11 protein-coding genes are annotated in these 13,415 nt (G+C 64.3%); 7 read left to right on the top strand and 4 right to left on the bottom strand.

From position 1 onward, the window contains the following. Positions 1-13: 13 nt before the first annotated feature. The gene (gene lepA / locus AC4D2R_RS08435) at positions 14-1,867 is read right to left on the bottom strand and encodes a translation elongation factor 4 (protein ID WP_490939264.1); all 1,854 of its coding nucleotides are present in this window, start codon (positions 1,865-1,867) and stop codon (positions 14-16) included. Positions 1,868-2,011: 144 nt separating this feature from the next. Between lepA and AC4D2R_RS08430 the strand changes: the two genes are divergently transcribed. Continuing rightward, positions 2,012-2,497, top strand: coding sequence for a type II toxin-antitoxin system PemK/MazF family toxin (locus AC4D2R_RS08430; protein ID WP_490939262.1), 486 nt, complete (start codon positions 2,012-2,014; stop codon positions 2,495-2,497). 224 nt (positions 2,498-2,721) lie between these two features. After that, positions 2,722-2,982 carry a 30S ribosomal protein S20 gene (rpsT, locus tag AC4D2R_RS08425; protein WP_490900184.1) on the top strand — a complete coding sequence of 87 codons (261 nt, stop codon included), beginning with the start codon at positions 2,722-2,724 and terminating at the stop codon, positions 2,980-2,982. A gap of 149 nt (positions 2,983-3,131) precedes the next feature. Here the strand turns inward: rpsT and holA are convergent, their stop codons facing one another. Then, positions 3,132-4,142 carry a DNA polymerase III subunit delta gene (holA, locus tag AC4D2R_RS08420; RefSeq protein WP_490939260.1) on the bottom strand — a complete coding sequence of 337 codons (1,011 nt, stop codon included), beginning with the start codon at positions 4,140-4,142 and terminating at the stop codon, positions 3,132-3,134. Positions 4,143-4,656: 514 nt separating this feature from the next. On the opposite strand from holA, the gene AC4D2R_RS08415 reads away from it, so the two are divergent. From AC4D2R_RS08415 to ppk2, 3 genes are all read left to right on the top strand, one after another. Next, on the top strand, positions 4,657-6,093 hold the full coding sequence (locus tag AC4D2R_RS08415) for a hemolysin family protein (RefSeq protein ID WP_490939258.1): 1,437 nt from the start codon (positions 4,657-4,659) through the stop codon (positions 6,091-6,093). Continuing rightward, complete coding sequence (locus tag AC4D2R_RS08410) at positions 6,090-7,103, top strand: CNNM domain-containing protein (protein WP_490939256.1); 1,014 nt, start codon at positions 6,090-6,092, stop codon at positions 7,101-7,103. The genes AC4D2R_RS08415 and AC4D2R_RS08410 overlap by 4 nt, the downstream gene beginning before the upstream one ends. Before the next feature lie 272 nt (positions 7,104-7,375). After that, positions 7,376-8,311: a polyphosphate kinase 2 gene (gene ppk2, locus AC4D2R_RS08405; protein WP_490939815.1), complete on the top strand. Its 936-nt coding sequence runs from the start codon at positions 7,376-7,378 to the stop codon at positions 8,309-8,311. A 290-nt stretch (positions 8,312-8,601) separates the two neighbouring features. Here ppk2 and AC4D2R_RS08400 read toward each other — a convergent pair whose 3' ends face one another. Then, positions 8,602-10,071 (bottom strand): purine-cytosine permease family protein, encoded by a 1,470-nt coding sequence (locus tag AC4D2R_RS08400; protein WP_490939254.1) that lies wholly within the window; start codon positions 10,069-10,071, stop codon positions 8,602-8,604. A gap of 110 nt (positions 10,072-10,181) precedes the next feature. Continuing rightward, complete coding sequence (locus tag AC4D2R_RS08395) at positions 10,182-11,090, bottom strand: LysR family transcriptional regulator (protein ID WP_490939253.1); 909 nt, start codon at positions 11,088-11,090, stop codon at positions 10,182-10,184. Positions 11,091-11,162: 72 nt separating this feature from the next. Here AC4D2R_RS08395 and hisD point away from each other — a divergent pair, with 72 nt between their 5' ends. Continuing rightward, the gene (hisD, locus tag AC4D2R_RS08390; protein WP_490939251.1) at positions 11,163-12,512 is read left to right on the top strand and encodes a histidinol dehydrogenase; all 1,350 of its coding nucleotides are present in this window, start codon (positions 11,163-11,165) and stop codon (positions 12,510-12,512) included. Beyond that, positions 12,512-13,357, top strand: coding sequence for a nitrilase-related carbon-nitrogen hydrolase (locus AC4D2R_RS08385; RefSeq protein WP_490939249.1), 846 nt, complete (start codon positions 12,512-12,514; stop codon positions 13,355-13,357). The genes hisD and AC4D2R_RS08385 overlap by 1 nt, the downstream gene beginning before the upstream one ends. Positions 13,358-13,415: the final 58 nt, after the last annotated feature.

Genomic DNA, 13,415 nt, shown 5'->3' with positions numbered 1-13,415 from the left:
CAGGACAGGTGGTTCACTTCTTTGATTTGTCCTTTGAATCATCGGAGGAAAGCGCCGCGATGAATGCTTCCTGCGGCACTTCGACGCGGCCGACCATCTTCATGCGCTTCTTTCCTTCTTTCTGCTTCTCGAGCAGTTTCCGCTTGCGGGTGATGTCACCGCCGTAGCACTTGGCGAGGACGTCCTTGCGGATTGCCCTGATGCTTTCGCGGGCAATGATGCGCGATCCGATGGCCGCCTGGATCGGCACCTCGAACTGCTGCCGCGGGATCAGTTCGCGCAGCTTCCCGGTCATCATGACGCCATAGGCGTAGGCCTTGTCGCGGTGGGTGATGGCGCTGAACGCGTCGACCTGCTCGCCCTGAAGGAGGATGTCGACCTTGACGAGGTCGGAGACCTGGTCGCCGTCGGCCTTCCAGTCGAGCGAGGCGTAGCCGCGGGTCTTGGATTTCAGGAGGTCGAAGAAGTCGAAGACGATTTCGGCAAGCGGCAGCCAGTAGCGCATTTCCACGCGGTCCTCGGAGAGGTAGTCCATGCCGCGCATGTGGCCGCGCCGCTGCTGGCACAGCTCGATGATGCCGCCGACGAACTCGTTGGGCGCGAGGATGGTTGCCGAGACCATCGGCTCGCGCACCTCCTTCACCTTGCCCGTCGGGTATTCGCTGGGGTTGGTGACCGTGACCACGCTCTTGTCCTCGAGGGTGACCTCGTAGACGACGTTGGGCGCGGTGGAGATCAGGTCGAGGTTGAACTCGCGCTCAAGCCTTTCGCGGATGATCTCGAGGTGGAGCAGGCCAAGGAAGCCGACGCGGAAGCCGAAGCCCAGGGCCGCGGAGGTCTCAGGTTCGTAGGTCAGTGCCGCGTCGTTGAGCTTCAGCTTGTCGAGCGCGTCGCGCAGCACGGGGTAGTCGGTGCCGTCGAGCGGGTACAGCCCGGAGAACACCATGGGCTTGGGGTCCTCGTAACCGCCCAGGGACTCCGACGCAGGCTTGGCCAGGTTGGTGACCGTGTCTCCCACCTTCGAGAGCCGCACGTCCTTCACCCCGGTGATCAGGTATCCCACTTCGCCCACGCCGAGGCCCTTCGAGGGGGTCGGCTCCGGGGAACTCACCCCGATTTCGAGCAGCTCGTGGCTGGCGCGGGTGGACATCATCTGGATGCGTTCGCGGGGGCTGAGGTGCCCGTCCACGACGCGGACGTAGGTGACGACGCCGCGGTAGGTGTCGTACACCGAATCGAAAATCATGGCCCGGGCCGGCGCGTCGGGATCGCCGACGGGCGGAGGAAGTTCAGCCGTGATCTTGTTCAGGAGCGCCTCGACGCCGGCCCCCGTCTTGCCGGAGACCAGCAGGACGTCCTCCGGCTTGCCGCCGATGAGCTTCGCCAGCTCCGCGGCGTACTTCTCCGGCTGCGCCGCGGGGAGGTCGATCTTGTTCAGCACCGGGATGATCGTCAGATCGTTCTCAAGGGCGAGGTAAAGGTTTGCCAGCGTCTGCGCCTCGATGCCCTGCGCCGCGTCGACGAGGAGGATCGCACCCTCGCAGGCGGCAAGTGACCGGGAGACCTCGTAGGTGAAGTCGACATGCCCGGGGGTGTCGATCATGTTGAGCGCGTAGGTCACGCCCTCGTACTCCCACGGCAGGCGGACGGCCTGGGACTTGATGGTGATGCCCCGCTCGCGTTCGATGTCCATGCGGTCCAGGTACTGGGCCTTCATGTCACGCTGCTCGACGACGCCGGTCAGCTGCAGCATCCGGTCGGCCAGCGTCGACTTCCCGTGGTCGATATGCGCAATGATGCAGAAGTTCCGAATAATCGCCGGATCAGTGGCGGCGGGCACCGGAGCGGTGCGGGCCATGGGTGACACGTGGGTTCCTCACTTTTACGGGATATTTTTCAAGTTCGCCAGCGTTGTCGCAGCCGCTGTCCTATAAGTGTCCCACGAGCGGCGAATCGGAACGGAACCGGCGGCGTTCCGGGGGCCCTGCTCCCCCGCCGCTAGGCTTGCCGGATGGGAATCAACGGCGGAGGAATGTACAAGGGAGCGCTCCGGTCCGCGGGACGCCTGCTGAAGCGCCTGGTGTTCCCGGGGGCGCCCGCGGCGCGCAGCCGCTCGGACCGGCGAACGGCGGCAGGAAGCGGCGTCCTTTATGCGCCCCGGCCCGACGGAAAGCCGGACCCCGGTGAAATCGTCTGGGCGTGGGTGCCCTACGAGGACGATCCGGCGCAGGGCAAGGACCGGCCGGTGCTGCTGATCGGGCGGGACGGGAACCGGCTCCTGGCCCTGCCGCTGACCACCCGCGACCGCAATAATGCCTCGTCGAAGGATCGGCGGTATGTCGACATTGGGACCGGCGCCTGGGACCGCAAGGGCCGCCCCAGCGAGGTGAACGTGGACCGGGTGATCCGTCTGGAACCGTCGACGATCCGCCGTAACGGGGCGGTGCTGCACCGCGCCGCATTCGACGCCGTGCTCGATGCGATGCGGCGCCGCTGACGGCTCAGGGCTGGATTCGCGCCGTTCTTCCGGACGGCGCGCGGAGCATAGCGGTGCCGCAGTCGGCGCATCGGCGCTTTTCTGCTAATATTTACTGCTGTGTGTCCGCGCAGGTCGACGGGCACTTTGGACCAATCGCCACACGGTATCCCCACGCCGCTCAGTTCTTGGTTGGACCGAAATTCCCTCACGACCAGTCCGCAATACAAAGAAAGTTCTCATACGTGGCAAATATCAAGTCCCAGAAAAAGCGCATCCTTACCAACGAAAAGGCGAGGCAGCGCAACAACTCGGTGAAGTCCGAGCTCAAGACGGCTATCCGCGCGGTATCAACCGCCGTGGATTCCTCTGACAAGGACGCAGCCGCGGCCGCACTCCAGACCGCCAGCCGCAAGCTCGACAAGGCTGTCAGCAAGGGTGTGCTGCACAAGAACAACGCAGCCAACCGCAAGTCGGCGATCTCCAAGAAGGTCAACGCGCTCTAGGCTGCATCTTTAGATTTCGTTCTGAGGCCGGTCCCTTTCGGGGCCGGCCTCAGTCGTTTCCGGGCTCTGAGCGAGGAACCTGGCCGCGGGGGCTCCGTCCAACCGCGGAAGGTTGTCCCGACAGCGGGACCCCGCAGCAGCCGCGGGCCCTAGTGGTGGCCGAGGGCGATGATCGTTACTGCCCGCTCCACCGCGTAGACCGGATCCCGCGAGCCGCCCTTCACCTGCGCGTCGGCCTCCGCGAGGGCCTTGATGCAGCGAGCCAGCGATTCGGAGGTGAACCGCTGCGCCTCCCGGCGGGCCTGGTCCACCTGCCACGGTGCCATGCCCAAGGTTCGTGCAAGCTGGGCCGACGATCCCTGCGCGCCGTGGACTTTCGCGACCGCCCTGACCTTCATCGCGAGGGCCGCCACGAGGGGAACGGGATCGGCGCCAGTCGCCAGGGCGTGGCGGAGCATCGACAGTGCCTGCGCCGCACGGCCGGCGAGGGCCGCGTCGGCGACCTTGAAGCCCGTGGCTTCGACACGGCCGCCATAGTACTTTTCGACGACTTCGGCGGTGACGTCGCCGGCGGTGTCGGCGATCAGCTGCTGGCATGCCGCTGCCAGTTCGGCGAGCTGGGACCCGACGGCGACGACGAGCGCACGGACGGCATCGCCGTCGATCCGCCGCCGGGCGAGCCGGAACTCGGCAGTGACGAATTCACCCTTTTCAGAGTCCTTTTTGAACGGCTGGCAGTCAACGGCCGTCGCCCCGTGGGCCTTGAGCGCGTCGAGGAGTTTCTTGCCGCGGTTGCCGCCGCTGTGCCGCAGGATGAGCACGACGTCCGGCGAAGGGTCGGCCAGATAGTCAAGTGCATCCTGCAGGAATGCATCGTTCATTGCCGAGAGGTTGCTTGCCTCGATGATTTTCCAGTCGCCGAACAGCGACGGGCTGGCCTGCATCGTGAGGCTTCCCCCCTCGTAGGTTCCGGCATCCAGGGAGACGAGTTCTGCACCGGGCTGGGCGCGGCGCACCTGGGCGCGGAGGGTTTCGGAGGCCTTGGCCGCGAGGTAGTCCTCGGGGCCGCTGAGAAGCACGACGGGGGCCGGCTGCACGTCCCGCCACGACGCCGTCGGGGGCGTGCCGGTGGTTCCCTTGCTGTTGACCTTGGTAGCCACTGTTCCTTCGTTCTACTGGGAGTGCTTCGCGTCCAACTCTGCCATGCACCCGGTGCCCATCAAAGCGGAAGCGGGCGGGCGGTGGTGCCGGAGGCGCGGGAGCGTCAGGGTAACGGATGGACCTGCAAATGCGGCGTTGTCAGTGCGGCGTTGTCTAGGAGTCGTTGCGCTCCGCGCCGGACAGTCCGCCCCGACATAATGTGTGATCACAGCATCGATGGTGGCCGCGCGGGCCACCGCGGGCACGCTTGAGCCGGCGAACCCGGGTTTCCTTTCCTGGCAGTCGAACGCAGCTGTGTGGTTGATCTCGACCAGGTGACGCAGGGTTCTCTCAGTTTGCTCGGGTATCGTAGAACGCACTTATTTCCGCGATCACCTGAGGGATGCTGGTTCAGCTGCGAGCACGTATGGGGTCACTTGATGACCCCGGTCATTGTTGTTTCTTACTTGTGGGCCTAAAGCCGGGGAGCTACTGGTGCCCTGACGCCACGGTCTGTGAAACCGGAGCGCGTCGATGATCGCCGCGGTCCTCACGCTTCTGGCCGGCATCCTCGTGATTCTGGCCATCATCGCGGTCAACGGTTATTTCGTGGCGCAGGAGTTCGCCTACATGTCCGTGGACCGCGCACGCTTGGCAGCGCGCGCGGAAGCAGGAGACGCTTCGGCGCAGCGCGCCCTCAAGGTGACGCGCAGGACCTCGTTCATGCTGTCGGGTGCCCAACTGGGCATCACCGTCACGGGGTTGATGGTCGGGTACGTGGCCGAGCCGCTGGTTGGTGAATCGGTGGGGGTCTTGCTCGGCGGCGCCGGCATCCCTGCGGCACTGAGCATTTCGATCGGCACTGTGCTGGCGTTGGTTCTCGCGACGGTGGTGCAGATGATTTTCGGTGAGCTTTATCCGAAGAACCTCGCGATCGCGAACCCCGAGCCGCTCGCCCGCAGGCTCGCCCGCTCCACCACCATCTACCTCACGGTCTTCGGGTGGCTCATCAGCGTGTTCGACCGTGCGGCCAATGCGCTGCTGCGGCTGATGAAGGTTGAACCCGTGCATGATGTCGACACTGCAGCGACGGCGGCTGACCTTGATCGAATTGTCGCCGATTCCCGCCAGAGCGGCGACCTGCCGGAGGACTTGTCGATGCTCATCGACCGCATCTTCGACTTCCCCGACCGGGACATCGGGCACGCGATGATTCCTCGCTCTCAGGTCGGCACCGTGCCTCCTGGCGCATCGGTGGACGAGGTGCGCACCCGCATGGCCGAGGCCCACACGCGCTACCCGGTGGTCTCCGGCACCGAGGAGCCTCTCGGCGTCGTCCATCTCGCAGACCTTCTGCAGCCGGGAGTCGACGGCGAAGCGGCGGTCACAACCATCATGCGTCCACCGTTGGTCCTGCCGGCCCTCATGTCGCTGCCCGATGCGCTGGAACAGCTGACGGCTTCGCGCTCTGAACTTGCGTGCGTGATCGACGAATACGGTGGTTTCACAGGTGTCATCACGATCGAGGACCTGGCCGAGGAACTCGTCGGCGAACTTACCGACGAGCACGACGATGATATGCCTCCGTTCATCGAGCCGGAGAACGAGTCGAGCTGGCGTATGAGTGGCGACGCCCACCTCGACGAGGTCGAGCGGGCCGTTGGACACGACCTTCCCTCCGGCGATTACGAGACCCTCTCGGGGCTTCTCATCGCCACCCGCGGTGAGCTTCCCGCCATCGGCGACACCGTCAGGGTCCTCCTCCCCGGGGAGGGCCGCGATTACGTCGTGGACGAGCCTGTGCGACGCCTCCTCGACGTCGAGGTGCTCGAAATCGACCGGCACGTGCCGAGCCTTCTACGGGCCCATCTGCGGGAAGTCATCGAAGATGAGGCCGGGACAGGCGCCGAGACGGGCCACGAGCAGCCTCGCCCCATCGGGCCCAACCAGTTTACGGAGGAGGACCGATGACGGATCCACTGGCCGTCACTGTCGTCACGGCGCTCCTGATCGTCCTCAGTGCGTTCTTCGTGATCATCGAGTTCGCCCTTCTGGGTGCTCGCAGTCACCGGCTTGAAGCCGAGGCAGCAACGAACCGCTCAGCGCGGGCAGCACTTCGGGGCATTAACGAGCTGACGATCATGCTCGCCGGGGCCCAGCTGGGGATCACCGCCTGTACCTTCGCGCTCGGAGCGATCACCAAGCCTGCCGTCGATGCGTGGCTCGGACCGGTGCTCGTCTCCTGGGGTGTTGCCGAGGCGATCGCCGGCGGCACGGCGTTTGCCCTGTCACTGCTCTTCGTCACCTTCCTTCACCTCGTGGTCGGTGAGATGGCCCCGAAATCCTGGGCGATCGCTCACCCTGAAACGTCCGCGAAGCTCATCGGCGTCCCGTCGCGGGTCTTCATCTGGCTCGTCCGGCCCCTGCTGGTGTGGGTCAACGCCATGGCGAATAGGGTGGTCGCCGCCAGTGGTGTCACGCCCGTGGAACGGGCCGCCGTCGGCGGGCAGGACGCCGATACGATCCGCCACCTTGTGGAGCATTCTGCATCCGTCGGGGCTCTGGATGCTTCGTTCAGGACCCAGCTGTCAGGTGTCCTGGAACTTGAGAAGCTGACGGTCAAGGAGCTGATGTCCCCTGGCGCTCTGACATCCGTGCCGGCCGACGCGACCGTTGCAGGCGTTCAGGCCGCCGCCGCTCGATCCAAGCACCTGCGGATCCTGGTTGATGAAGGATCAAGCGGTGGGCCGGGCGTGATACATGTCCGCGACACTCTCCTCGAGCCCAGCGGCCGGCCGGTGAGCGCGCTCGTCCGCCCTGCATTTCAGCTCGAGGCCGGCACCCCGGTGTACGAGGCCCTCGCTCAACTGCGCGGCGCAAAGGAACAGCTCGCCGTCGTCATGGAAAACGATCGTTGCATTGGGGTCGTGACCCTGTCCGATGTCCTGCGGCGCGTTCTGCCGTCATCCCGCAGTAGCTGACCCGGAACACCTGGATCGGCCCACAAAGGAGCTGTCCTCAAGCGGATGACGGCTCCCGGCTGAAGGACTGACAGCAGAACTTCAAATGTGCATCACCTCTCGTGAGGCTCCGCCCCGGACGGACTTCACATGGTCCCCCGGTGCTCATCAAAGCGGACCCGGGGGACGCCGGCGCCCCTCGGCCCACGAACTGGTCCGACGCACTCGCCATTCGGGTGACCAGCGCTGCTAAACTGCCGCCAATCGCTCGGCACGACAGGAAGCAGACCATGATGGCACAGGCCGGCACAACATGGGACTCCGAAGATCAAGGTTGGGTGCGGGAGAACCTGCGCGAAGCCATCGACCATTTGGTGAGCCAGGGTTACACCGTTCGCGGCGGGCAGGGCCAGGACCCAGAGTTGATCGATCCCGGTGGCTTGGCTGTGGAAACGTGGAGGGAGGACTACCCGTACGAAGAGCGGCTCACCCGGGACGAGTACGAGCTGGAAAAGTACCTGCTGCAGATCGAGTTGCTGAAGTTTCAATACTGGGGGCAAGACAATAATCTTAAGCACGTCATTGTGTTCGAAGGCAGGGACGCAGCCGGCAAGGGAGGGACCATCAAGCGCTTCACGGAGCATCTGAATCCGCGCTCCGCCCGAGCCGTGGCACTGGGCAAACCATCGGACAGAGAACAGGGCCAGTGGTACTTCCAGCGCTACGTCCAGCATTTACCCACGACCGGGGAGATCGTGATGTTCGACCGGTCCTGGTACAACCGGGCAAACGTTGAAAAGGTGATGGGTTTCTGCACTGAAGAGGAGTATCAGATCTTCATGACGCAGGCGCCGGACTACGAGAAGATGCTGGTCGACTCCGGGATACACCTCACCAAATTCTGGTTCTCCGTGACACGCCGGGAACAACGCACCCGATTCGCCATCCGGCAGATTGATCCGGTGCGACAGTGGAAACTATCCCCCATGGATCTAGCTTCCCTGGATCGGTGGGACGACTACACAGAAGCCAAAGAAGCGATGTTCCTGCGAACCGACACCGATCATGCGCCTTGGATCACCGTGAAGTCCAACGACAAGAAGCGGGCACGAATCAACGCAATGCGTTTCTTTCTCAACCAGTTCGACTACGAAGGCAAGGACACCTCAGTGATCCGCGAGCCCGACCCACTCATCGTGCGTCGGGGCCGCGACGCCGTGGGCGACTAGGATCCGACCAGGTGGGAAGAAGACGGCATCGATGAACGGTTCGAGGCTGTGCACGCCCGCCCCGCTTTTCGGTGCAGCGTTCAGCCATTCGAAGACCGTACACAGGGGAAAGTGCTGGACATTAGGGGCGTCCGGATAGGGCATCGTGTTGTGGACGGCTTGCGGCTAAGGGGCAATAGCCTCCGGATTTTCGTCCACTGACGGGTTCGGGCGTTGACTCGATCCCGTGTCGTAGTAACGCCGCCTCTGGAGCAGGATGCCCGGAACCTGCCGGAAAGTGAGGTTGGCGCCTATCGGCGGCCCTCGAAGGATATGGCCTCCTGTCCCGAGGCTTCGCGGCCTTGGTCGGCGATCCGGCGTTCGGCGTCGAGGTCGAGTGATCGTCCGAGGATGAGGTAGGCGATGGCGGAGGCTGCGAGACCGACAAAGAGGGCAAGATCGGCTCCTCCGAGCGCCTCCGCGACTGGTCCCACGTACCAAGCGGTGACGGCGAAGGGCACCATGGCGACGATCCCGATCATATATGCGGTCATACCCCGCCAGCCCCAGTTGCCGTAGATGCTATTGGGCTTGAAGATCTCACCGATGGCATATTGCCCGCGGCGGACGAAGTAGTAGTCGACGAGGTTGACCGAGGTCCATGGGACCAGGACATAGAGAAGGATGACCAGGAAGCTGCCGAAGTTCGCGAGGAACTCACCGGTGCTGAGGAGGGAGCCGATGAAAGCAGCGGCCGCGATCACGGTGCAGCTGATGACCCTGACCGCGCGGGTGGGTTTCAAAGGCCTGATCGAGTCAGCCGCGGTGATGAGTTCCATGGCTGCCGCATATATGTTGACGGTGATGACGCTCACCAGACCCGGGAGTGCGGCGATGAGCAGCCAGTATCCCGCTCCGGGCACGATCTGATCAGCGGCATCCCTGACCCCTTCCAGCGGGGCCGTTCCTTGGAAGGCTGCGGCGATGAATGCGCCAAGGGCCATGAGCCATACGGCGCCGACGAACACACCCCCGTAGGTGTAGGCCAACGCCTTTCCGGGCCGGGTTTCCGGCGGCAGGTATCGGGAGTAGTCCGATACGTACGGTGCCCACCCCAGCGCGTATGCTGCCGCGGCACCGAACTGAACGAGGAAGGGCGCCCAGGCGAACCCGGTGAGGGAATACTGCTCGCCGCCGAGGGGTACGACGAAGATGGCGGCGACGGTGAAGAGGCCGAAGGTGAGCAGGAAGAGCAGGGTCAGCCACTTCTGTGTCTTGTGGATCCAGTGATACCCGAACACCGCAAGCACCAGTGCCAGAGCGCTGATCATGAAGTACCACAGAGGATTTACCGCTGAACCGGTGGTCATCGTGAGGATCTCGGCTGCAAGCATCTGGTTGAACATGTTGAAGCCGACCAAGCTGAACACCACGACCGCGCAGATCAAGGCGACCCCGCGGAAGCCGAACTGTGCCCGGGACTGGATCATCTGGGGCAGGCCGAGCTGCGGCCCCTGGGCCGAATGGAAGGCGGTGAAGACGGTTCCCACGGCAACCCCCAGCACGATGGCCAGGAGGGAAGTCGCGAAGGATGCTCCCAGAGCAGCGCCGATCATGCCGGTTGCCAGGGTGGTGACGTTGGCGTTTGACATAAACCACAGGGGGAACAGGCTCCATGGCTTCCCGCTGCGCTCGGTCAGCGGTACCCAGTCGATGGACCGGGACTCGATGATCCCTGGTCGCGCAGCCGGCTGCTGTGCCGCCGTGACTGATGAGTTCATGGTTGTCCTCCGGAGGTAGTCGCACTGCATCGTGGTTCCATCGATCGACCATAAATGCGCCGAAGGCATCGCACAAGGCGATGTTTCCCGCTGTCAGCTATAGGAAAGAACTATGCACCCTCAGGATGGGTGGTTCTCATCATTTCGGTGGCAAGCCGCAGCAGTTCGGACGTGGCCGGGGATAGTGCGGCATCCTCACGCGTGATCACGGCGATTGTTTCGAAAAAGGGGTCGGCGAAGGGCACCGTGAATGCCTGGGACGGAAAGGCTGCACTGGCTGCGACTGCCCGGGAGACGATCGTGTCTCCGAGCCCGCGGGCGACCAGCGCCAAGGCGGATTCCACGTTCTCCACCTCAATCATCGGCTCAAGCCGCACTCCGGCAAGCTGGGCGCGGTCGGCCAACTGCCGCCGGGTGGGATCCTCCCATCCGTAATGGGCGTCATACAGAATGAGTGGAGCTTCGGCAATCGCCTCCACGGTCATCGGTTGCGCCGTCCGCGCCGCATCGGTCGTGGCCCAAAGCACTTCGTCGCGCAGAATCGGGGTGACGGCGAGCCCGTCGTCGGTGATGGGCAGGACGACGAGGCCAGCCTCGAGCTGCCCGGAACGGACGCTTTCGGCAACTTCGACAGAGTTTTGACCGATCAGCCGCGTGCGTACGCCCGGCCGCTCAGCATGGAACCGCACCGCAAGGTCGGAGAGGAAGTAGTAGGGGGCATTGCGCAGAACGCCCACGGAGGCTACTCCCCCGGTCATGCCGCGGAACGCATTCAATGACTGCTCGGCGCCATCGGCTCCTTCTACCACCCGGCGGGCCCACGGCAGCAGCTCCCGCCCCGCCGAGGTAAGCACGAGGCGCCGGCCGCCCCGGACAAACAGCTGCAGTCCGTGCTCGGCCTCGAGCTTGCGGACCAGTTCGGAGACAGTGGGCTGGGTGGTTCCCAGAGCGGCGGCCGCGGCAGTCAAAGATTCAAGCGTTGCAGCGAGCAGGAAAGCCCGCAACTGAGTAAGAGTCATAGCCTAAAACTATAGCTTCGATAGCTTCTATAGTTCTTGTGGCAGGTCCGTAATCCTGTCTACGATCACGACATGCTATTTACTCCCTCCGTGCTGCAGAGCCTCACCGGCCGTTACCGCCACCTCAAGGAACCCTTGGTAGATGCACCCGCTGCCCAGCGCGATCCTGCCGTCATCGAAACGGTTTCTACAATGCTCCGCGACATAGAGATCGGAGGCATGGACGCAGTACTGAGGTATGCCGGCACCTTGGATGGATGGAAAAGGGGCGGCGTCGAGCTATCCGCAGGTGACATTGAAACCAGTGGGGCCCGGCTGCCCGCCGACCTGCGTGCAGCGATCGAGCTCGGAGCCGAGCGCACCCAGATATTCGCCCGAACGCAGCGAGAGCATCTTGTCGATTTCGAAACCGAGGTGGTGCCCGGGGTGAAAGCCGGTGTGCGCTACATCCCCCTGTCCCGCGTGGGCGCCTACCTGCCCGCCGGACGGTTCCCCCTCACCGCCAGCGCGTTCATGACTGTGGGCGTGGCCAAGGCCGCCGGCGTGGCGACGGTTCTGGCCTGCACGCCACCGCAGCCTGATGGCCGGGCCAATGATGCCGTCCTGTACGCGGCGCACCTTTCCGGCGTCGACCGGGTATTCGTCCTGGGCGGGGTGCAGGCCCTGGCCGCGATGGCTTTCGGGCTGCTCGGCGAGCTGCCCGTTGACATGCTGGTCGGCGCGGGCAACGCCTATGTTGCTGAGGCTAAGCGCCAACTGTTCGGCGCGACAGCCATCGACCTGCTTGCGGGCCCTTCGGAAGTGGCGGTCATCGCTGATCAAGACGCCGATCCAGTACTCGTGGCCGCGGACCTTCTGGGCCAGGCCGAGCATGGACCCAACTCCCCCGCTGCGCTTGTGACCACGTCCGCGGAACTGGGTCAGAAGGTGATTGAGGAAGTGGACCGGCAGCTTCTGACCCTGGAGACAGCCGAGATCGCCGGCGCCGCATGGCGTGACTATGGTTCCGTCACGGTCGCGGCCAACCGGGAGGTTGCGGCCGCGCTCATGGATGACCTCGCCCCCGAGCACCTCGAACTCCTTACCGGCGAAAACGACTACTACCACTCGACCCTGCGCAACTACGGATCCGTTTTCCTTGGAGAGTGGAGCACGGTGGCTTATTCCGACAAGGGCATGGCAGGGACGAACCACGTGCTGCCGACCGCCGGTGGAGCGAAACACTCAGCGGGGCTATCGGTGTCGCGGTTTCTCAAACCGCTCACCTATCAGCGCGTGGAGCGGGATGCGACCCCCGAGCTTGCCGAGGCCGTCGCAGTGATCTCCGCATCCGAGGGAATGGCCGCACACCGGGCCACCGCTACTCTGCGCCTGGATCGGCTGGCACGGATCTCCGAGTCCGGTACCCCGGTCCGCGCCTGATGAATTCGGACGCGACCGCCGCCGTGCGCGCCGGAGCCCGAGATCGCGAGGTGTCCGTCCGGGCGCACGAACTTGCGCCGCTGGTCGGTGATCTTGAGGTAAACCTCTCGATGATCGAGCTCGCGATCAGAGCGGCTGCGACCGACAAGGTCCAGCTGCTGGTGTTGCCGGAACTCTCCACGAGTGGGTACTACCTGCACCAAGACGAAGCAAAGCGGTGCGCGCTTCCCGCTGATCACCCCGTGTTTGACCAGTGGGCCAAACACATCGCACGGGACATGGTTGTGATTGTCGGATTCTGCGAACAGGGCGACGGAGAGCTGTTCAACAGCGCCGCTGTAATCACCCAGGCCGGAATTCAAGGCGTCTACCGTAAAACCCACCTGTGGGACGAGGAGCAATCCCTCTTCTCCAAAGGGACGCAGGTCCCCCCGGTGATACAGACGCCCGCCGGCGCTGTCGGGGTTCTCATCTGCTACGACCTCGAATTCCCGGAAATGCCGCGCTCCCTGGCCCTGCGGGGCGCGGAGATCACCGTTGTACCGACCAACTGGCCACTGCTGCCCCGGCCCGCCGGGGAGCACCCGCCCGAGGTCATCCAGGGCATGGCCGCGGCGCGGGCTTCTGCCATGGCGATTGTCTGCTGTGATCGCCGGGGAACCGAGCGGGGACATACCTGGACGCAGGGAACCGCGATCATCGGCAGCGACGGATGGCTTCACGGACGCACCGACCCTTCGGGCCAATTGGACGCCACCATCACCATTACGGCTGATCGAACCCGCATCGGACCACTCAACGATTCACTGCACGACCGCCGTCCCGACCTCTATAAAGAACACTGAACGACCCGCCAGGGATCGGGCGAGCCACTACCGGGGGAAAACGCCTCATCGGTTAACA

Source organism: Arthrobacter sp. TJ-217 (assembly GCF_058269255.1).
The sequence above is the reverse complement of the archived record's forward strand: the minus strand, read 5'-3'. Positions and strand labels throughout refer to the sequence as shown.

Bases quoted from the DNA above. Each gene is read 5' to 3' on its own strand.
- AC4D2R_RS08430 (WP_490939262.1), top strand. From the start codon at position 2,012: ATGGGAATCAACGGCGGAGGAATGTACAAGGGAGCGCTCCGGTCCGCG.
- AC4D2R_RS08415 (WP_490939258.1), top strand. From the start codon at position 4,657: ATGATCGCCGCGGTCCTCACGCTTCTGGCCGGCATCCTCGTGATTCTG.
- AC4D2R_RS08410 (WP_490939256.1), top strand. From the start codon at position 6,090: ATGACGGATCCACTGGCCGTCACTGTCGTCACGGCGCTCCTGATCGTC.
- ppk2 (WP_490939815.1), top strand. From the start codon at position 7,376: ATGGCACAGGCCGGCACAACATGGGACTCCGAAGATCAAGGTTGGGTG.
- AC4D2R_RS08400 (WP_490939254.1), bottom strand. From the start codon at position 10,071: ATGAACTCATCAGTCACGGCGGCACAGCAGCCGGCTGCGCGACCAGGG.
- AC4D2R_RS08395 (WP_490939253.1), bottom strand. From the start codon at position 11,090: ATGACTCTTACTCAGTTGCGGGCTTTCCTGCTCGCTGCAACGCTTGAA.
- hisD (WP_490939251.1), top strand. From the start codon at position 11,163: ATGCTATTTACTCCCTCCGTGCTGCAGAGCCTCACCGGCCGTTACCGC.
- AC4D2R_RS08385 (WP_490939249.1), top strand. From the start codon at position 12,512: ATGAATTCGGACGCGACCGCCGCCGTGCGCGCCGGAGCCCGAGATCGC.